Origin of the sequence: Sinorhizobium sp. 7-81, assembly GCF_030124405.1 — a bacterium.
Classification (GTDB): domain Bacteria; phylum Pseudomonadota; class Alphaproteobacteria; order Rhizobiales; family Rhizobiaceae; genus Sinorhizobium; species Sinorhizobium psoraleae.
Map to the genome: position 1 here is coordinate 142,053 of NZ_JASKLT010000010.1, position 20,111 is coordinate 162,163.

Annotated in this window: 14 protein-coding genes and 1 pseudogene; 13 read left to right on the forward strand and 2 right to left on the reverse strand. The window is 58.6% G+C overall.

Going from position 1 to position 20,111, the window contains the following annotated elements; all coding sequences use genetic code 11:
• Positions 1-4: 4 nt before the first annotated feature.
• The 12 genes and pseudogenes from QN224_RS26025 to QN224_RS26075 all read left to right on the forward strand — a co-directional run bounded on the left by QN224_RS26025 (position 5) and on the right by QN224_RS26075 (position 14,239).
• Positions 5-3,133: a virulence factor SrfB gene (locus QN224_RS26025; protein ID WP_283978964.1), complete on the forward strand. Its 3,129-nt coding sequence runs from the start codon at positions 5-7 to the stop codon at positions 3,131-3,133.
• Positions 3,134-3,148: 15 nt separating this feature from the next.
• On the forward strand, positions 3,149-5,875 hold the full coding sequence (locus QN224_RS26030; protein ID WP_283978965.1) for a virulence factor SrfC family protein: 2,727 nt from the start codon (positions 3,149-3,151) through the stop codon (positions 5,873-5,875).
• Complete coding sequence (locus QN224_RS26035) at positions 5,872-6,900, forward strand: hypothetical protein (protein WP_283978966.1); 1,029 nt, start codon at positions 5,872-5,874, stop codon at positions 6,898-6,900. Before QN224_RS26030 ends, QN224_RS26035 begins: the two co-directional genes overlap by 4 nt.
• A 273-nt stretch (positions 6,901-7,173) precedes the next feature.
• A complete protein-coding gene (locus tag QN224_RS26040; RefSeq protein ID WP_283978967.1) occupies positions 7,174-7,926 on the forward strand; it encodes a hypothetical protein in 753 nt (250 codons plus the stop codon).
• A gap of 55 nt (positions 7,927-7,981) precedes the next feature.
• Positions 7,982-8,851, forward strand: a complete 870-nt coding sequence (locus QN224_RS26045; RefSeq protein ID WP_283978968.1) for a PAN domain-containing protein — start codon at positions 7,982-7,984, stop codon at positions 8,849-8,851.
• 10 nt (positions 8,852-8,861) lie between these two features.
• On the forward strand, positions 8,862-10,016 hold the full coding sequence (locus tag QN224_RS26050) for a glycoside hydrolase family 3 N-terminal domain-containing protein (protein ID WP_283978969.1): 1,155 nt from the start codon (positions 8,862-8,864) through the stop codon (positions 10,014-10,016).
• Between the two features lie 218 nt (positions 10,017-10,234).
• Positions 10,235-10,378: pseudogene (locus QN224_RS34100) on the forward strand (PAN domain-containing protein); the annotation flags it as partial.
• Between the two features lie 126 nt (positions 10,379-10,504).
• A complete protein-coding gene (locus tag QN224_RS26055) occupies positions 10,505-10,837 on the forward strand; it encodes a hypothetical protein (RefSeq protein ID WP_283978970.1) in 333 nt (110 codons plus the stop codon).
• Positions 10,838-10,936: 99 nt separating this feature from the next.
• The gene (locus QN224_RS26060) at positions 10,937-11,776 is read left to right on the forward strand and encodes a PAN domain-containing protein (protein ID WP_283978971.1); all 840 of its coding nucleotides are present in this window, start codon (positions 10,937-10,939) and stop codon (positions 11,774-11,776) included.
• 23 nt (positions 11,777-11,799) lie between these two features.
• Positions 11,800-12,582, forward strand: coding sequence for a PAN domain-containing protein (locus QN224_RS26065; protein WP_283978972.1), 783 nt, complete (start codon positions 11,800-11,802; stop codon positions 12,580-12,582).
• A gap of 66 nt (positions 12,583-12,648) precedes the next feature.
• Positions 12,649-13,440, forward strand: coding sequence for a PAN domain-containing protein (locus QN224_RS26070; RefSeq protein ID WP_283978973.1), 792 nt, complete (start codon positions 12,649-12,651; stop codon positions 13,438-13,440).
• A gap of 148 nt (positions 13,441-13,588) precedes the next feature.
• Positions 13,589-14,239, forward strand: a complete 651-nt coding sequence (locus QN224_RS26075; protein ID WP_283978985.1) for a thermonuclease family protein — start codon at positions 13,589-13,591, stop codon at positions 14,237-14,239.
• Between the two features lie 413 nt (positions 14,240-14,652).
• Here the strand turns inward: QN224_RS26075 and QN224_RS26080 are convergent, their stop codons facing one another.
• Complete coding sequence (locus QN224_RS26080) at positions 14,653-16,974, reverse strand: DUF262 domain-containing protein (protein ID WP_283978974.1); 2,322 nt, start codon at positions 16,972-16,974, stop codon at positions 14,653-14,655.
• Entirely contained in the window at positions 16,974-18,746 is a 1,773-nt protein-coding gene (locus QN224_RS33935; RefSeq protein WP_283978975.1) for a DUF262 domain-containing protein, read from the reverse strand. Before QN224_RS33935 ends, QN224_RS26080 begins: the two co-directional genes overlap by 1 nt.
• 498 nt (positions 18,747-19,244) lie before the next feature.
• On the opposite strand from QN224_RS33935, the gene QN224_RS26090 reads away from it, so the two are divergent.
• On the forward strand, positions 19,245-19,970 hold the full coding sequence (locus QN224_RS26090) for a DUF2726 domain-containing protein (RefSeq protein ID WP_283978976.1): 726 nt from the start codon (positions 19,245-19,247) through the stop codon (positions 19,968-19,970).
• Positions 19,971-20,111 lie beyond the last annotated feature (141 nt).

The window sequence follows — 20,111 nt, forward strand, 5'->3', positions numbered from 1 at the left end:
AGAAATGCTGACCAACCTAGCGGATTTCAGCGAAGGATTCACATTGGTTCCAGACAGCGGCATCCAGTTTGTCGAGTTCGGGTTCGATTTCGACCAGTCCCCGCGACTGGCCCGCTCGTTCGTCGAACGGAAATCGCCAGGCCAGGTCGATGCTGACGGCAAGACGCTCGTCCGGTTGCTGACGAACTGGAAAGAAGACGATCCGAGCGCGCCCTTCCCGTACTCGTCGCATGCCGACGATGTGGCGAGTTACGAGGTCAACAAGTCCCTTGCATTGAACACCTTCATGAACCGATGGGTGCCGATGCCGTTCTTCAAGATCGAGCCGGGACGTGACGACTACGGCAACGAGATATACGCGCAGGGGCCGACCGACTGGGTCCGCGCGCGCGTAACGGAGACGCGCAAGACCTACCAGGACCAGGACGCGACCCACCGCATCATCTTCGCCTTCGACACGTCGCTTGCCCCGAGAAAACCGAACAGACCCTACCTCGCGCCTTCCCCGGAAGATGCCACGCGAACGGAGTCGTTCCGGTTTATGACCCGGCTTCCTGACATCATTTCGTTCCTGTCCCACAAGATCAACGTCCCCGAGAGGGGCGACGTGGACGCCCAACAATGGGTGGACGACTGGCTTCGGGACATTTTCTACAGTTACAAGAAAGCGGAGAAGAGAGGACGGGAGCTGCGGGCCGAGGACTTCCCGGGCAAGTTCGAACACCTCGCCCGCTACATCACCTTCGTCCAGTTCATCGCCAGCGTCATCAAGCTCGGCAGGGTGACGCTGATCGACACCGTGAGCGAAACGAAGGCGGTCCAACCGATCGACGTCGACCTCGTGCTCGACATCGGGAACTCCCGTTCATGCGGTCTGCTCATCCAGTCGTTCCCCGACGACATGAACGTCGACCTGAACAATTCGCTGGTGATGGAGTTGCGCGACCTTTCGAAGCCGGAGCTGATCTATCGCGAGCCTTTCGAGAGCCAGTGCGAGCTTGTCGCGGCCGAATTCGGCACCGAGGACAAGGCCCGGCGTTCCGGCAGGTCGAGAGCGTTCTTTTGGCCGAGCCTTTTGCGTATCGGCCCGGAAGCGTCGAGGCTGCGCGGCGAATCCGAGGGCACGGAAGCGGCGACGGGCATGTCGTCTCCCAAACGGTACCTCTGGAGTTCCGATCCGGTCCTGCAGCCGTGGAAGTTCCGGTCCGCCACGCCGGACGAGGACGGCACTGTGCAGCCCCTCGTCGAGCGGACGATCTACAGGTTCGTCAACGACAGGGGCGACGTGCTGGAACAACTGGAGGATGACCGACAGAAATACAAACTGAAGGTCATGGAGCAGGAACTCCAGACGGCTAGCCGGTTCTCCTTCTCGAAATCATCCTTCTTCACGTTCATGCTCGCCGAGGTGATCGCGCAGGCGATGTCGATGATGAACAACCCGGGCGTCAGGCGGCAACGTCGCCTCAAGGACGTGCCCAGGCGGCTGCGGCGAATCATCATGACGATCCCGTCGGCGACCCCCGTGCAGGAACAGCGCATCCTCAAGTCACGGGCCGAGGCGGCGGTCAAACTCGTGTGGTCATTGGCAGGCTGGAGCGACACGCAAAACGGGATCAACAGCAAGCGCCCCGAGGTTCACTGCTCTTGGGACGAGGCGAGTTCGGTCCATCTCGTCTACCTCTACGGCGAGGCGGTGCAGAAACTGGGTTCGATACGCGCGCTGTTCGACCTGCTCGGGAAGGACAGGGAGAGGCCCGCATCCCTCCCGTCGAACAAGGCGAAGGCAAAACAGGAAGAGCGGAGCCTGCGCATCGCCAGCGTCGACGTCGGCGGCGGCACCACGGACCTGATGGTGACGACGTACTACCAGACCGACAATGTGGCCCTATACCCGGATCAGAACTTTCGCGAGGGGTTCCGCATCGCCGGCGACGATCTGCTGAAGACGATCATCGAGAGCCTCATCATTCCCCGTTTCGAGGAGCAACTCGCTGCGGCGGGCCTCGGAAGCGCACGCAACTTCCTGAAGGACCGTTTCGCAGGCGACAATCCGACGATGTCGGAGCAGGAAAAGCACCTCAGACGGCAGTTCGTGCTCGAGGTCCTGCAGCCGATCGCCATCGGCGTTCTCTCCGAATGCGAAGCGATGTCGCCTAACGAGCGACATACCACGATACGGAAGGCCGCCGACTTTTTCGACATGCGCGGCGACGATGACGAAGAAGCCGAAATCCCGATCGAGGAGAGAATACTCGAATACCTCAAGGGAAAGGCGTACGCCCTCGGAGCGGAAGAATTCCGCATCGCCGACTGCGAGATTCTTATTGACCCGGTCGCCGTTGAGGAATGCGTTCTGGCGACGTTCGACAGCGTGTTCGACAATATCGGCGAGGCCATCAATCACCTCAACGCCGATGTCGTGTTGCTGACGGGACGTCCGATGCGTCTCCCGCAGATGATCAGCCTGTTCACGAACAAGATGGCGGTGAGGACCGACGCCGTTATTCCCATCAGGGATTACAGGGTCGGGACCTGGTATCCGTTCCGCGGCGTCAGCAACACACATATCGACGATCCCAAGACGACGGCGGTCGTGGGGGCGATGCTCTGCGCTCTCTCCGAATCCTCGATCACCAATTTCACGCTTTATTCCCAGTACCTGAGGATGCGTTCGACGGCGCGCTACATCGGCCGCCTCGAGGGCGGAACCACGTTGACCGACGAGAAACTGCTGTTCAACGACATCGATCTCGACAGCGTCGGGGAGGTCGAGGAAGCCACGTTCGACTATCACAATCCCGTACGCATCGGTTTCAGGCAGCTGCCGTTGCAGCGTTGGGTGGCTACACCGCTGTACAAGCTCACGGTCGCCCAGTCCCGGACGACCCGCAACATCCCCAAGCCGATCAAAGTCACGATCGCGAGGAACGCCCAGAACGCGGACGAGGAAGAAACCAACGAGGCCATCCTGCTGTCCAGCGAGCTCACGCGGGAGGAGTTCGTGATCGAGGACGCGGAGGATGCGGCCGGCGCTCCGGTCAAGCGGCTCATGGAACTGAAGCTAGACACCCTGGCGATAGACACGGGCGACGGCTACTGGCTCGACACCGGGATACTGTCGATTCAATGAATTCGGACGATCATCATGCAAGCTGAGTTGAAGAAAATCTGCGGCAACGCCCTCGAACTGGCCCAGGAGAGCCTCACCTGGGTTTCCGATATCGCGAATGCCGAGCGCGTGGGCGCGAGCCGAAAGATCGCCGAGCAGCAGATCAGGAAGTCGATCATCGCAGCGAGAAAGGTGAACGCCGCCATCGACCGCCCGATGTGCGTCGGCGTGTTCGGCCCCAGCCAGGCCGGAAAATCCTACCTCGTCTCGGTCCTCGCAAGGGACAAGGACAATCCGCTCATGGCCCGCTTCGGCGACCTTGGCCGTGACGTCGACTTCATCCGCGAGATCAACCCGGGCGGCGACCGCGAGTCGACGGGCCTGGTCACGCGTTTTTCGATCCGGCAGGAACCTAGCCCCGCAGGATCGCCGGTCGTACTTCGTATGCTGAGCGAGACAGACATCGCCAAAATCCTCGGCAACAGCTTCTTCCTCGACGGCGAACCGAAGAAAAGGGCACCGCTGAAGCCGGAAACCGCGCTTTCCGTGCTGGAGGCGGCAAGGCGCGCCGCGTCGAAACCAGCGCTCGGGCTGAGCGAGGAGGATGTCTGGGACTTGCAGGATTACTTCGAGAAGCAGTTCTCGGGGCTTTCCTATATCGAGACCCTTTCCGCATACTGGGAGACAGCGGCGGAACTCGCTCCGCGCCTTTCCGTCCGCGACCGCGCCGAACTCCTTTCGGTCCTCTGGGGCGGCATTCCCCAATTCACGGCTGTCTATGTGGAGCTTGTGTCGGCGCTCGAGAGGCTGGGGTTCCCGACGGACGCCTACTGCCAGATCGACGCGCTCATCCCGAGGGAAAAGAGCATCATCGACGTAGCCACGCTGAGCGGTCTTGGAAGCCATAAACAGAAGGAGGACCTTTCGATCCGTTCGATGAACGGTCCCCCGGTCATGCTGGCGAGGTCGGTAGTCACGGCGCTTGCGGCCGAACTCAGGATAGCCATCGCCGAGCGGCCGTGGCCGTTCTTCGAACACACCGATCTCCTCGATTTCCCCGGTGCCAGAAGCAGACAGAAGGTCGATTTCGAAACCTTTTTCGAGGACAAGCCCGACGCGCTCCAGGATTTGTTCCGGCGAGGAAAGGTCGCCTTCCTGTTCGACCGCTACGTCGCGGAGCAGGAGATTTCCAGCATCTTACTCTGTATCAAACCGTCGAACCAGGAAGTCGTCGAACTTCCCGACATGATGGACAGATGGATACAGACGACGCACGGAGCCACACCCGCCGACCGCGCCCGAGCCGAGACGGCGCTTTTCCTCATCCTGACGATGATGGACCAGCACTTCACCGAGAAGGCAGGCGAGGAAGGCCAAAATCCGTCCGACCGGTTCAAGGCGCGCATGGGCGCGTCGTTGACCAGCTATTTCGGCAAGGCGCACAGGTGGCCGTTCGAATGGACGCCAGGGACCCCTTTCAAGAACACTTTCTGGTTACGGAACCCGAATTTCAAAGCCGAGTTCATGATCAGGTACGACGGCAACGAGGAAGTGGAGATACTGCCGGAAAAAGTCGAGAAGGTCGCGATACTCAGGCAGGCTTACCTCGAGGTCGAGGAAGTCCAAGAACATTTCCTGAATCCCGCCCGCGCGTTCGACGAGGCGATGAAGCTCAACGACGGGGGGGTCACCTACCTCGCGCAGAATCTCGCCCCGATATGCCGGCCGGAGATCAAGTACAACCAGATTCGGGAACGCATCGCCGCCATCGCCCAGGATATTCGCCGGGTGGTGTCGCCCTACTTCGTGGACAGCGACATCAACAAGCGCCTCGAGGAACGCCAGGAAGTTTCGGGAAGAATACTTTCCGGCCTGTCTGAATCCTGGAACCGCAACCAGTTCGGCAGCGCCATCAGGATGTTGCAGATATCCCAGAACGGGATAGCCGAACACTTGCACATAGCATACGGAAGCCGTCTGAGGGGCCTGTCATTGTCGGACGAGAATCGGGGGGCCGTTGTCGAGCCGAACGGCAAGCGCCCGCCAGCGCCTCCCCTGCCGACAAAGGGCGGGCCGCCGTTGCCCGGTAGCGCGAAGAAACTCGCGGCGGCGGCTGAGAACACTTCCCAAACGGTGGTTTCCACCACCATCACCACGCCAAAGGCGATGGCAAAGGAGACCTACCTTGCGCGGGCCGCTGTCGGACACTGGACAGAGAACCTTTTCGCCCTGACCAGGAATGACGAGGCCCTGCAAACCATGGGCCTGGACCCAGAGACCGCGGGCGAAATGGTTTCCGAACTGGTCGCCGGCGCGCGTCGCTGCGACCTTGAGAGCCGCATCGCCATCGATCTCGGGAAACTCACCGGCAACGCGATCGAGCGCCCCGACATCCTGCTCGAGAAGGCCGGTTTCTTCGCGACAAGCCACATCAACCGCTTCGCGAGCACGCTCGGGTTCGACTCGGTACCGGAAGACAAGCGGCCAAAGGCACCGGACGGCAGCGACGAAGGTACCTTCACCGTTTTCGCCAAGCGTCCGTCGCACACAAACTGCGATCAGCTTCCCCATGAACGGCGCAACTTCGCCTACCTCGCCTTGTCGGAATGGATGTATGCCTTCCATCAACTGGTGATCGACAACGTGATGTCGGGAGAGGGCTTCACGGTCAACGTAGAGCAAAACGAACGCCTGAGGACGATTATCGCCGGACTGAGCGATCCCTCCGCATCACCCGTCAAACTCGGGAAGGCCGTTCGATGAGAGAGGTCCGCGTCGACGTAGTCGAGGATGATGAGCGTTATTTCGGTCACGCGCTCATAACGTTCCACAATGTCTCCGTTGCGGACGGCTCCGTCCGGCTTGTCGTCTCGCGAAGATCGACGGACACCCCCTATCTCGGGGCGGACGGTTGGCAGGCAGGTCCAGCCGCGATGGAGGCGGAACTCGTTTCGCGATCCGACGATCGGATCGTGCTGCGGGCGGGTCCGAAAATCTGCGACCGAATTCCCTATAGTCTGAATGTCCGCTTGCAATTGGACGGCGCGGAGGCCTATGGCCAGGCGTTCTGGCCCGAGATAATGCAGAGTCCAAAGGGATATTCCGGGACACTTGAGGGCGTCAAATCCCGGCCTGAAGTCACGCTGACGAAGCCAGAGGACCCCCCGGAGCCGCCGGAACCTCCTCCGTTCGAACCCCCTCCGGTCTTCGAGCCTCCGCCCGTTCCAAAACTGGAGACAGTCAAGGAGGAGCCGCCTCCCCCTTCCAAGCGGAGCTTTGCCTGGGTCTATTTCCTGTTGCTGTTGTTGCTGGTCGGCGGCGGTGGACTTGGCTACTTGTACTGGCCGAAGTCCGCTCCGACGCCTCCCCAGTCCACTACCACTGAACAGGAACCCGCCACGCCTCCGGCGGAGTCGCTGGCGGCGAAGTTCGAACGCCTCAAACAGTCCGACAACGCCGGAGACGAGTTGCTGGCCCTGAGCGAGGAGGCGTTCCAGGCGAATGACCGCGGCATCGGGTGGCAGGCGATCGAGCTGGCCGTCCAGCGAGGAAACGTGGCCGCGAAACTCAGGCAGGCCAAGTGGTACGATCCGAGGACCTTCAATTCGGAGCGCGCTCAGGCGATCGACGCGAACCGGGCCGCGCGCGCGTATTTCGAACTGGCAATCGGCGGCAACGCCGAGGCGCGCCAACTGCTGACGTCGATCTGTGAGGACAGTCGGACCGGTGGACAAAACTACCGTGATTTCTTTGACAGCACTTATTGCCAGGGGAGCCTCGATCTGTGACCAGCCGCGCGAAGCTCTGGGGAGGGAGGCTCCATCGGATGCGTGGGGGGAATCCATCCTCCTCCTCCGTTGTTTTCTCGAAGCATCATCAGCGACCCTCATACTTCTCGCTCTCGAGATTTCCTCCGCCCATGCCCAAGAAAGTCTCGCTGACAACCAGCTGTTCAAATATCCCGACACTCTCGTCAGCGGGACGGTGAGTGCCGGGCTGGAAGCTGGATATGCTGGATGACAGATGACCTTGGCGAGACGAAAGCCCTATCGGAGAGAGCAATGATAAATAAGCACACGTTTCCGAGATCGTTCGGCCTGCTGGGGCCGTCTTCGGGACGACTGTCGACGACCAGTCTCTTGCTCCTGGCTGCGCTCTCGGCTCCGTCCGCCCATGCGCAAGACGCAGCCAACCAGTTGTTCAACTATCCCAACACGGCGATCAGGGGCGATACGAGCGCGCAGTTTCCCAGGCCCGTCGATGAATGCCGCAAGATATGCGTTGAACGCCCCGGATGCGCAGGCTTCGATCACTCGGAGAAAGGCCTGTGCCGCATCTTCTCCAGCATCGGCTCGGCCAGATCGTCAGATGGCTCGCTCGCCGAAACCCGCAGTCTGATATCGGGATATGGCGAACCAACCAATCCGCCGCTCGCGGGACGGTTCGAAAAGCTGAAGCAAACCGACGTCGACGGGGACGAATTGCTGGCTCTCAGCCATGACGCTTTCAAGCAGGGAAACCGGGATATCGGCAATCAGGCGATCCAGCTCTCCATGCAGCGCGGCAACGCGGACGCAAAGCTGGAGATCGCCCAGTGGTACGACCCGCGCACCTTCGCCTCAGACCGTGTCGCCGCCGTCGACGCGAACAAGGCGGCCAGGTCCTATTTCGAGCTTGCCCTGGAAGGTAACGAGAAGGCAGTGACCCTGCTGACGTCCCTCTGCCGCGAGGCAAGCAACACGGGGTCGGCCCACGCGAACGCGTTCGACAGCTTTCTGGGAAGCACGTACTGCGAGGGGTCGCTCAACCCGTAGCACAAAAAGCATTTGATATGGCCCAGGGAGGCATGGGCAGAGGACATTTCGAAGAATGAGATTTCGTAATTTTGCATTCGCCGCCGTTCTTTCACTGGCAGGCATGCTTGCGCCCGCCGCGGCGCAGCAGGCCGACCCGGCCATTCTCGAGTACCCGCAGACGATGCTCAAAGGTTTTGTCAGCGCGGAGTTCAAACGCGGCGGCCTGGATTGCCGCAGGATATGCGAGGAACGTTCCGGATGCGTCGGTTTCGACTACCTGTCGACCACCAACATGTGTCGACTTTTCGCAGCCGTCTCGTCGGGCCAGGCTGATTTCACCTACACCGCAGGCACGCGCGCGAGAATTCCCGGCTACCGCGATCCGGCGAACCTGCCACCGCCTCAAGAGTTGGAGAGCTGGCATTTCGCGCAATTCGTCGGCGTTGACCTCTACGGAGGCGACCTCGTCCCGAAAGGACTCGAGATTCACGACGTGTCCATGTGCGCCAGCAGGTGCGAGATGGACAATTCGTGCCGTGCCTTCACTTTCAACAGCGAACAGAACCGATGCTTCCTGAAGACCGGCTATGAGTACGTCCAATCGGTGGCGGGCGTCACTTCGGGGATGTATTTCCGGGCGAAGCCATCTCAGGCCACGTTGGAATTGAACGCGAATTGGGAACTGTTCCTCCTCAGCGATCTTCCGGGCAACGATCTCGGCGAGTCTTTCGCGCAATCATACAACCAATGCAAGCAGAACTGCGAAGCCTCGAACCTTTGCAGCGGCTTCACCTGGGTCACCTTCACCCGCCCGGACCGTTGTTTCCTGAAACAGGGTTTCAGTCTGTATCCGGTGCGCAGCAACAAGGGCATGGTGTCCGCCCGCAAGATCACCCGGACGGTGATGCCTCAATTCGTCCGGCCCGTCGCGGCCAGGGATTGAGGTGGAAATCATGGCGAAACGGACATCACGGGTCAACATCGCGATCTTCGCTGCGATCACGCTGTTCGCAAGCGGAGGCGCGTACGCAGGGGAAGCGAAAACCGGAGCGGCCGCGGGTGACATCATCCTTCGGCAGATGATCGGACAGATGGTGCTGGTGGGATTCGTCGGCAACAAACCGGATGACGAGGGCTACAAGATCGTACTCGGCCAAGCCGCGCAGGGGCGGATAACAGGTGTCCTCTATCTTGGGCGGAACATCCGGGGCCTTAAGGCGGTCAAGGACCTGAACGAGCGCCTCCAAAGCAAATCGCCCACTCCCCTGCTGGTGGCCGTCGACCAAGAAGGCGGCAGGATCGAACGCCTGACCAAGGCGGTAGGCTTCAGGGAAAGCCCCAGCGCGGCTTCGGTCGCGCACACGATGGAACCGGCTGCGGCCGAGGTGGAATACGGGAAGATGGCGGCCGGACTCGCATCGTGGGGCTTCAACCTCAATCTCGGTCCCGTCGTCGATCTGAACACCAATCCCGAAAACCCCATCATAGGCAGGCTCGGCCGCAGCTATTCGTCGGATGAGCAGAAGGTTTCAGCCTTTGCGAAGGCATTCGTCGACGGCCACCGCCGGAACGGCATGCTGACCTCCCTTAAACATTTTCCTGGACACGGATCGAGCGCCGGAGACACCCACAAGGGAATCGTCGACGTCACCCAGTCATGGAGCGAGGCGGAGTTGGCTCCGTATCGAGACTTGATCACCAGCGGCGACGCCCAAATGATCATGTCGTCCCATGTCATCAACAGGAACATCCCGGGTGCCGAGGGTACTCCCGCTTCGATGTCTCCGGCGACCCTTGTCGGACTTCTGCGCAAGAAGTTGAAATTCAAGGGCGTCATCATCAGTGACGATCTGCAAATGGGAGCGATCATCAAAACCCGAAGTTTCGAAGAAACGGTCAGGCAGGCTGTTCTCGCCGGCAACGACGTGCTCGTGTTCGCCAACGACAAGCATCCCGATCCGACAATTCCAGATCGTATCTCCGATCTCCTCCTGACGGAGGCGCGGGCCAATCCGACGATCCTCGCCCGCATCAAGGAATCCTACGGGAGAGTGATGCGCCTGAAAAACAGCCTGTACCCAAGTTCTTCGTCAGCCAAAGTCGAGTAGGAGCCGAGGGGTTTGGACGCCGTAGCCGCATCCAACTTAGGGGGCCGCAGATGACAGGAGACAGCGTCGCTACGCGGAAGTCAGCTGTTACGGGGCAGAGATGCGGGGCCGGTCTTCGCACTATGTCGCGCGGCGCGATGTGGCTGTTCTTGGCGGGAGCCTCATTTGGGATATGGGGTCCGGCGTCTGCCCAGCAGCTGCTGGAGTATCCCGACACGATGCTGAGTGGAAACGTCTCGGCTGAGGTTCCCAACCCGCTCGAAAGATGTAGGCAGCTTTGCGATCAGCGTTCGGGCTGCGCCGGCTTCGACCATACCTCCGCCACCAATACCTGCCGGATGTTCACTAACATCACGTCTGCGAGGGTGTTACGGGGTTCGTTCGCATCGACGCGCCAGGCGGTCTCCGGGTACCACGACCCCGTAAATCTGCCGCCGTCTCCCCTTCCCCAACCGAGCCAATCGGCCTGGCTGCACAATGGCAGCGTCATGGTCCTGCACCAGACGCCCAAGGAGAACGGCAGTAGCGAGATCGAGATCGTCTACGACGTCCCCAAGAGCAAACTGCTGAAAGTCGGCATCCGCTCCGGGTCGACTCTGTTCAAGGGTACTCTCGACGAGGGCGGCAGTCTCGTCGGCAATGCGCGGCTGACCAACAGCCGATGCGGCATCATTCAGTATGAGGTGCAGGGGACGTTCGACCCCTCGTCGTCGGTTCCGTTCTTCCTCCGGGGACCAGCGCCCAAAAGAGCCAGGGACTGCACTGTCGAAAGCTGGAGTACCACCGGTGAGAACGCCAACCTGCGCTTCGACCCACAGTAGGCCACGGAGATAGAAACCGCCCGACCGGAAGCACCTCAACCATCGAGAGAGTTTCTCAATTCTTTCTGCGTTACGTCGGTCCTTGCGAAAGTGAAGAGCATGAACCAGTACAAAGTAGCCTTCTCCGATTGGACGAAAACCGTGCGCGCCGTGGTCGCCGCGGTAATGACTGTCGTATCGGCCCAGATGCTCTTCGCCCAGGAAACTGGGTCCCCGGGAGAACTCCTTAACTATCCTGGAACTCTGTTGAACGGCCTGGTGACCGCAGAAGTCACGATGACGCCCGACAAATGCCGAAAGCTATGCACCGACAGGTCCGGTTGCGCGGGCTTCGATCATTCTTCATCGATCAACCAATGCCGGCTGTTCGGAGGCATAGCGTCCGCCCGCGAGGATACGGCATCGACCGCGGGGACACGTTACCCGATAACCGGATACAGGGAACCGACGCCGGTCGCAGGACCACCCCGCACCTTCGACCACTACGCGAACTATGACCTGTATGGATTCGATCTCGACCAGGGGACCGCGACATCGCTGACCCAATGCGAGAATTTCTGCCGGGGCAACGAGCAATGCCGGGCCTTCACCTTCAACGAGTGGAACCAAAAGTGCTTCCTGAAGAGCGGGACTGCCGAACTCAGGCTCGAGCCGAGGGCGACTACGGGCGTCTTGACCGGAACGGCTCATCCCGGCTACCGGGACGCATCGGTCGTCATGGAATACTATCGCGACTACATCATCAGCGGCAGCCGCATCGGCAATTCGCGCGTTGCGAATTCACGGGACGAATGCGAGAACTTGTGCTGGGGTCGAGAGCAGTGCATTGCTTTCAGCTTCTCGATACGGCAGCGGGAGTGTCACTTGTTCGACCACGCCGACAATCGGTTCCCGAGGGGCGGAATGGAAAGCGGCGCGAAAATTCAGCCCCGACCATGATCGATTTGAATGATGGAGTAAGCATGCGCCAGACTGCGCGCTTCAAGGTTCGTGAAGCGGCAACGGTCGCCGCCCTTTGCGGCGTCCTGTCGCTGTCAATCCTGTCCCAGGCGGTCCATGCCCAGGACTCCGCTGCCGGCGGTGAGCTCCTCCGCTACCCTGGAACTTCGCTCCGGGGGCTGACCTCAGCGGAAACCCGTTCGTCGCTCGGTGCCTGCAGCAGGCTGTGCGTCGACAGGCAGGGCTGTGTCGGGTTTGACCATCAGGCCGCCACGAACCAGTGTCGGCTTTTTGCGAGCGTAGGGTCCGCGACTCCCGATCCATCCTCGAATGCGGGAACTCGTAGTCGAATCGCGGGGTATCGGGCCACGACTCCGCCACCGGACCGGGAAGGTATTCAAACCAGCACATTAGATGTTGAACGGGCGGTAGATCGAGGAAAAGCGGTCGAGAGGACCGCGCCCGGGGCTCAAGAGCCGGCAGCGCCTTACGACCCGATGGGAACTGTCACCGCCTTCTACTCCGCGCTTGCCGCGGCCGATGGCGAAAGCGCTTCGGCTCATGTTGTTCCAGAGAAACGTGGCAGAGGGCCGTTTAGCGTGGTATCGATTCAGTCCTTTTTCGGAGCGATGTCGCAGCCGCTGACCCTAACCGGCACGGCTCTCCACGATCGCGACAACGTTCGGGTCAGCTACGACTACGTCACGGATCAAGGCAGGCGCTGCCGTGGCAGGGCAGACGTAACTACCGTCTATATCTTTGGGAAGACGCTCATTTCCCAGATCAAGGCTCTCGACGGTTGCTGATCTGTGCAGTACGCCTCGCGCTGGTGGAGCCCCCATCAAAGTGTTGGTTTTAGAATTGGAGGGAGCATGCGCCTGTCTGGAAACTTCAAGGTGCGCCCAGCGGCAATTGTCGCCACAGCGTTTCTTTGTTGCATCCTGTTGTTTACTATCCCAGTCCATTCGCTCCTTGCCCAACAGGCTACAACTGGTGAACTCCTCAACTATCCTGGAACTTCACTCGGCGGCCTGACGTCGGCGGAAACTTTGATGTCGCTCGATGAATGCCGCAAAGTGTGCACCGAGAGGAAGGGCTGCCTTGGCTTCGACCATCAAACATCCACGAACCAATGCCGCCTCTTCGCTGCGCTAGGCAACGCACGTCAGGACTCCGCCTCGAACGCGGGAAGCCGCAACCCAATCGCCGGGTATCGGCCCCCAACTCCGCCACCGGGTCAGGAAAAGGTTCAAACCGGAAAATTGGATGTCGAACGGGAACCGGCTCGAGAAGGGGCGGTCGAAACGGCAACCTCCCCAAGCGAAGGACCACGCCGAAAGCCAGAGGTTCCCATTGTGATCGTAGCCAACCCCGACTTCGACGCATGCGGCGCGAACGGTGTGATTGAGGGACTCGACCCATCAGGCGACGGGTTTCTTGCCGTGAGAAGCGGGCCAGGAGCCAAGTATGCTGAACTCGACCGCCTTTACAACGGCGAACAGGTGTATCTCTGTCAGACAAAGGGCAAGTGGCTTGGTGTCGTTTACTCCAAGCAGCGCCAAGACTGCAACGTCACCACACCGTGGATTACGACACAGCCTTATACCGGACCGTGCAAATCTGGCTGGGTTCACCGAAACTGGGTGAGACTGTATGCTGGCTAAAAAATCCTACAGTGCGCGATCGGGAGATGTCAGCCAAATGGTACACACGCTTGTGTCGGGCCTATACCGAGAATTGGCGGAGCCAACGGGGATTTTTTGATTGCTTAGTTTTAGATTCCTTCAACAACAATTTGAAACCGTGGTGCGAATCCTTCTTTGCCTAATCACGATCGTCTTTGGAGGCCATGCTTGGGCGAAATCTCCGACGCGAGTAATTGACGGCGATACAATAGCGCTGAATGGCATTGTTTATCGGCTGCATGGGATCGACGCGCCCGAGGCTGGTCAAAAATGCAGGAAGCCGGACGGCAAATCATCATGGGATTGCGGCAAGGCCGCCATCTCCGCTCTCGAAGGGCTCGTCCTTGGTCAAACGGTTGACTGCGATGACCGTGGTCAAGATGGCTACGGGAGAACAATCGCCGTCTGCAAGGTTGCCGGCAAAGACATCAATGCAATGATGGTTGCAAGCGGTTATGCTTGGGCGTTTCGCAAATATTCCAATGACTATGTCGATCTCGAAGATCGGGCCCACCAAAATAACATCGGAGTTTGGATCACCGACAAAGTAACGGCTCCATGGGATTATCGCGCCGAACTTTGGAAACTCGGGCAGCAAGAAGCTCCTGACGGATGCCCGATTAAGGGTAACATTTCTGAAAACGGGCTGATATACCATACGCCTTGGTCGCCCTGGTACAAGAAGACCAAAATTGACGTCAAGCAAGGAGAACGGTGGTTCTGCGACGAAGCGCAGGCGCTTAAAGCCGGCTGGCGTGCACCTTATTGGGGACGGTAATTCAGAAGCGTCATCAACGGATGGGCCCTGGCTGCCCGCCTTCCGGTGCCGCTGTGCCTATCCTCTGCAGTGCCAATCGTAGTATAACCCCCATTCATGTCACAATCGGCAGTCTCATCTTCAATACGTCGATACTCGTTGGACATAAGCTTGACCTAAAGCCTGTGCTTGAGCCTTTCTACTTAGGCTTGGGCCAACTGCCAATCGAAATTGGGGGGCAGTTCACATCATCGGAAAAGCAGAAACGCAGCCATAAGGCGCCATCTCAGATCCTTTGCCTTGAAGGAATCGAACCCAAAAATCCTCAGACGAGATAATCCAAACTATTCAATTGGTATCCTCTACGCAGCCGCCGTTAATACTGGGATCAAAATCACTACCTCATGGTTCCTTCAAGCCCCGTAGTACAGGCCCTAGTCTTCGCATTCGATTATTTCCCTGACTAGATCGGCCGCCACCACGATGCGGTCCTTTCTGTCGAACACAGTGCCAGCGATGGTGGATTGACGAACATTCAGTCTTCCATCGCCGTCAGCGCAGTGTTCGTCCAATATCGACTGAATCCTCGACTTACGGCCGGATTTGAACTCGAAGCCCTCTTGTGTAACCCGCACGAAGTGCCGAGTGTTGGACGAGTAAAAACTCCAGCGACTAGCCGGTTCGTATCCGGCATACCCGTAGTGCCAGACTGAAAAGTATTCGTCTCGCGGCACTCCAGCCAGTTCCAGCACTGCGCGGACATAGGGATCGGAGTAGTAACTGCTCAGCCGCGTTTGCTCCATCATGCAGAGATCGAAGCCCATCTCGTAGCTCGACGAGATGAAGATGCCGCTCTTCCCCGAGCGCATGGCCGGGTATTTGGTCATGTAGTATCGCCAGTCATATTTCTTCGACGCCACCGCCTCCCGCAGATAATCTTCCGAGATCCTGCGAAGGGTCGCTTCGATGTCGACGAGGCCTTCGCCTTGAAGTGCGTCGAGCAGCTTCGTAAGCGTGGCCCTAGTGTTATCGACCCCCGGTCTGCTTCGCGCGACGAAGAGGTCGCGCCAGACGCTCGGAAGCGATGGACTTCCGAATTGGAAACGGTCGCCAGCGATCTTCTGCGAGTAGTCACCGCACGCCAGAAGCGCTTGCGATATTTCCTGGTGCGACGCTATTCCGCCGAAAAGAGCGTCGAACGCGCGGGCGCGTCGAATGAAAACCCGCTCGTCTACATTCAAGTCGAACATCGCGAGATTGCCGCGAAGAAGATCGTGATCCTCGAGACGGTACAACGCCTCGCGAAGTTCCGCCGATCGGTGGGCCGACAGAAACGACGCTTTTGCGACCTCTTCCTCGACCTGTGCCCGGTTGAAACTCTTGAGCACCGCCAGATCTCCGCTGACGACGTAGGCAGAGACTTCGTCGAGAAGAGCCCGGAAAATTTCCACGCGGATTTCGTTCTGGGACGCAAAGATCACGTTCCGCAGGCAACGCATCCTTACGTTTACCTCGTCACGCGAGGGCCTCGACTTCGCAACAATGTACTCGATAACCGAATGGAGCAGGAGTACTCTCGGCAAGCTGAACGCGCGGTTGCGACCGTGGCTTAGTCCGTAGCTTCTGCAGCAATCATCGAGGAGATTGGTGTCGTCGAAGATGGTGACGGTGCCCGGGCTGTGCTCGTGGTTCGCGAACAGCGCTCCGAACCAATGGTCGATCTCCGCCATCTTGGTTGCAGAAGCAAATTCTGCTCGGAGGCCATCGAGCACCGAGAACAAGTACTTTTGTGCGGCCAACGCGGCATCCGCATGGGAACTTCCATAGATCGCCTTGGCAGTGGCCTCCAAGTCTTCGTCTGCAGGCCGAGTTTCCAAGCCGTGTCGCCAGATCGTGATGTCTGTAATGAAACTGAAAAGTCGGAGAAACTGCTCATCCGCGTTGTCGCTTGTTCCCCGGAAGGGCCAGATTAGGTCCGCCCATTCTTGGTCGACTTTCCTCGAGAACTCGGCATAGCGGCTACTTCGGTTTGCATCCTCCGGCAACGCTTCCTCGAACTCCTTCAAGATCTGCTCGAACTGCGCCTTGAAGTGTTCGAATTCCGTGAGCGGCTTTCCGCGGGAGTTCATTTTGATGTAAAGCTCGTCGGTGAGCCCCATCTCTTCGAGCGAAAGGATCTCGAACGTGATATTAGGGCTCGCCTCCGACGTGAGACGCCCCCACGCGACCCTGCAGGCTTCGATATCGACGTCGGTGAACAGCGCCTGAATGTCGTCGAGAACGACTAACATGGACTGTATCGTGGGGTCCTTCCTCCAGGAACCGGCAAACCAATGCTGGTCCTGAAGCCATGCGGAAATTGGACGTCCGTCAAGTTCCGGGCTGATCGTTGCGAGTTTCGTGCAAAAATCGCGGGACGAAAAGCGTGTGTGATAGGTAAACCTTGTGATGAAATCCCGCTCCGCATCGGCGACGCCGCAGCGGACGGCCATGTACCAGTGCAGAAGGTACAACGACGTAAGTCGTTGTTGCCCGTCGAGCGGAATGAATCGACCGTCTTTGGTATCGCCGTACACGAAGTCCAGGCTTATTTCGTCGTTACCCGTCAGTGCCTGCTTGAGGACATCTAGGAAAGACCGGCGTATACGCTTGACCTCCGGGTTCGGTCGTCCCTGTGCGAAATCTCGTTGAATTATAGGGATCTCAATAGTCTTGATATCCGAAGAACGAAACATATTGCGGAATGAAGTTTTCATCATTGTGCACCAAGCAGATACTGTCCCACGCCACGATCCGCGGAGATCAACGCCTCCAAATAGCTTTCGCGATCCTTACGGCTCCACAAGTGCATTTGCTCGCTTCCCGCGTCGGCATAATACTTCAGGAACACCTGTCTGGTGCAGATCGGAATGAACGCTCCCTTCCGGTCATGATCGACAACTTTCAATCTTTTCACGGCAAATGTCTGATTCCCGAGACTGCTATTGATAGGCTGGGATAGAAGCGCCAGGTTTGCGATGCTGTGGATCGAGTCGTCATCTCCGTCCGGGCTCAGGAGAGCGGTTATCCTCCTAGAAAGCTTTGTAAATCGGCTCTCGGTTAGGTGGGTAGACAGCGCTTTTTCCACTTCCGAGATCACGGCCATTCTTTCGGTATCGAGGTCCGGTTCGTTGAGGCGCACCTTTCCCAGAGCTGCCTTACCGTCGGCCAACCAATGGCGCCATTCCTCAACCGTCGTCAGCAATTCCGCGTTCTGGGCGTGTATATGTTCCAGAGACCACTTCTCGCTCTTATGGGCATGGAAAGGATATCGCTCAGTCGAATGTTTGAGCCGCCGTACGGTCTCAACGTTAAACAGCAGCAACACGTCCTCGCATTTCCGATAACTGGTTTCGTAGTTCAGCTCCATGATGCCTGCCTGAGGGAGGCCGATGGAACGAACTATCAACTGATCGACTGCGCGGCTGAACGCCGACTTCGTTTGCTCCAGCTCCGACAGATCCAGCAGCTGCCGCAACGGCGTGCCCGCCGCTATAAGGTAGCCCAGTTTGTGGTATAGATCGCGGTCCTCGTACCACTCCCGAAGGACTTGGTAGCACTGTACGATTACAGCCCAGACGCTCGATGAGTTGGTTTTCGCTCGTGCGTCGAGTGTGTTCTTGAAGTGCAGGAACGTGAAGAACCGGTCTTTTTCATCCGGACGGCGTTTGGCCATCAGATCGAACAGGAGTTCGATACGGGTTGGATAATCCGCACCGCCGAGATTGCTGAGAAACGCCCAGAATTCCGGTTGTTGTAGGTCCTGCTCGATTGCGTCCCACTGCGATCCGATTTCGATACGTCGCTGGTAGTCTTGAGCGTCGAGGTCCTTGGAAAGAAGCACCGCCTTTACTAGTTCGGCATTCGTCAACGGAATGCGCCCCACGTTAAGCCGTATGAAAAGAGTAGTCGCGTCGATGTTATCGGGCTCGTACCAGATAACGTAAACCAGATTTTCGAGATAATCCAAAACCTTGAATGCGATGAGCTTCGACGGAATGCCTAGACGGGCCGCTGTCGCCGTGAACCAGTCTTCGATGCACTCATAGGCCTCATGCATATGGTAGAAATCGACGTTATCGTTCATCCGCTCCGCATCGAGGGATCGCAGATATTCCTGGCTAGCTGGCCGTGTCTCGTATGTCAGCGAGAACCGATGGCCCGGCTCAACGCCCACTTCCAGGTTTAGATAACGATAGATCAAGTACAGAGTGGTGAGACGCTGTTGGCCATCGATGAGCTCGTAGGCGTTGTCCGCGGCACGCCGTTTCACCACAACGGGCTGAAGGCAATAGTTGTCTGACGGCGAGCGGTTTCCGTCGGCATAGACGTCGTTCAGAAGCGCATCTACTTCATGTCGTCCCCAACGATAACCGCGTTGATAGGCCGGAACGAAAAACTCGCCTGCTATCCCGTTTTTTCCTCCCACTTTCTGAAGCCGCGGGCTTCTTAAGGCGGCTGGAGTATCTTCGTATGAGTCGGCTGGCACTGAAAACCTCGGGCAATGAATTCGATTCGAGCGACCGCCTCACCATACGGGCCCGAAGACTTTTTTCAATCTTAGGTTAAGCAGATCTGTGCGACCAAAAAAGCGCCCCGATGCACGCGGTTGCCAGAATTGTAAGTTCAGGTGGTTCCAGTCACGAACCGCTTCGGCACGAGCATGTGTACGCGGTCGCATTCGTGCATATTTCGGCTGTCGGGTTCGGTGACCCACCTCAAGATGGCCAGACGGCCCGCTACAAGGTGGGCTAGTAACCCAAGACGGGCAGGTCGAAGGCAGCGTTCCAGTCGATACATTATGCGATCATTTTGGCCCAGAACGTGAACAACCTAGCAACACGCCGTGTAGCGGCGCCGTAAACCACCGTCGCGCGAGTGACATTGGAATTCGAGTCCGGCCTCGTGCGAGATCTAATGCCTTTGGGTGACTTTTCGCGGGTCGTCCACGCGTTCTACTATCCAGGCGGGAAATCTGGAGAGGGGCATGCACTATCGGCAAAGGTCGGTGCTGTTCGCAGCACCTTGGCTGATCATCGGAGTTGCCGCAGTAGGCGTTTCGGGCGGTATAACCGTTGCAGACTTCGAAAAGCCTGAACTGCTGATCGCCGCGCTGTTTATCGGCCTCCTCATCGGCATGGCCATTGAACAGTTCCTAGGCGCTATGAGAAAACAGGCGTGGCGGGAGAGAAACAGGTCACGCTGGGAAGAAAGGCGCAGCCACGAGCGCATCGTATTGGGGCCTTGGCCCCAGATACCAGCTGCGGAGCCATTGAGACCGGTCGACGCCACGGATCAACTACGTGTCGTCATGCGCTCGGATTTCACCATCCAGCCGTTGCTGAACAAGAGCGAAGCCCGCGTGTTTCGGGAACTCGACAGCATGGTGATCGGCTGCAATTCTTCCTGGCAAGTAATGGCTCAGGTTTCACTGGGCGAGATCCTCCGAAGCACCGACGCGGACGCCTACCGTTGCATCAACTCCAAACGTGTCGACTTGCTACTGGTGGATGGCAATTGCCAACCGCGGCACGTTATCGAATATCAGGGCGGAGCGCACCATCAAAGGGCCGCGGCCGCGCGCGACGCGGTAAAGAAGGAAGCGCTGCGCCGCGCTGGGATCGGCTACCATGAGGTCGTGGCTCGCCAAACGACGCCGTCGGAACTCAGGCGATTGGTCGAGAAGCTGGTGGAAAAGCCGAGTGTCACCTAACGCGCCCTCATCTCAGATGCCTGCACGGCAGAGCCAAGTCCATCGAGAGAAACATCACCTTGCTCGACAGCAATGAGGGGCGCTGCGAGATGATCTCCGATTTCGAGGCAGTTCGCAGAAATCTGTTTCCGGCTAGCCACG

What these genes read in the sequence shown, in the direction of transcription:
- QN224_RS26040 (WP_283978967.1), top strand. Translation starts at nt 7,174, where the DNA reads ATGATAAATAAGCACACGTTTCCGAGATCGTTCGGCCTGCTGGGGCCG.
- QN224_RS26070 (WP_283978973.1), top strand. Translation starts at nt 12,649, where the DNA reads ATGCGCCTGTCTGGAAACTTCAAGGTGCGCCCAGCGGCAATTGTCGCC.
- QN224_RS26025 (WP_283978964.1), top strand. Translation starts at nt 5, where the DNA reads ATGCTGACCAACCTAGCGGATTTCAGCGAAGGATTCACATTGGTTCCA.
- QN224_RS26080 (WP_283978974.1), bottom strand. Translation starts at nt 16,974, where the DNA reads ATGAAAACTTCATTCCGCAATATGTTTCGTTCTTCGGATATCAAGACT.
- QN224_RS26090 (WP_283978976.1), top strand. Translation starts at nt 19,245, where the DNA reads ATGCACTATCGGCAAAGGTCGGTGCTGTTCGCAGCACCTTGGCTGATC.
- QN224_RS26030 (WP_283978965.1), top strand. Translation starts at nt 3,149, where the DNA reads ATGCAAGCTGAGTTGAAGAAAATCTGCGGCAACGCCCTCGAACTGGCC.
- QN224_RS26045 (WP_283978968.1), top strand. Translation starts at nt 7,982, where the DNA reads ATGAGATTTCGTAATTTTGCATTCGCCGCCGTTCTTTCACTGGCAGGC.
- QN224_RS26065 (WP_283978972.1), top strand. Translation starts at nt 11,800, where the DNA reads ATGCGCCAGACTGCGCGCTTCAAGGTTCGTGAAGCGGCAACGGTCGCC.
- QN224_RS26035 (WP_283978966.1), top strand. Translation starts at nt 5,872, where the DNA reads ATGAGAGAGGTCCGCGTCGACGTAGTCGAGGATGATGAGCGTTATTTC.
- QN224_RS26055 (WP_283978970.1), top strand. Translation starts at nt 10,505, where the DNA reads ATGGTCCTGCACCAGACGCCCAAGGAGAACGGCAGTAGCGAGATCGAG.
- QN224_RS26050 (WP_283978969.1), top strand. Translation starts at nt 8,862, where the DNA reads ATGGCGAAACGGACATCACGGGTCAACATCGCGATCTTCGCTGCGATC.
- QN224_RS26060 (WP_283978971.1), top strand. Translation starts at nt 10,937, where the DNA reads ATGAACCAGTACAAAGTAGCCTTCTCCGATTGGACGAAAACCGTGCGC.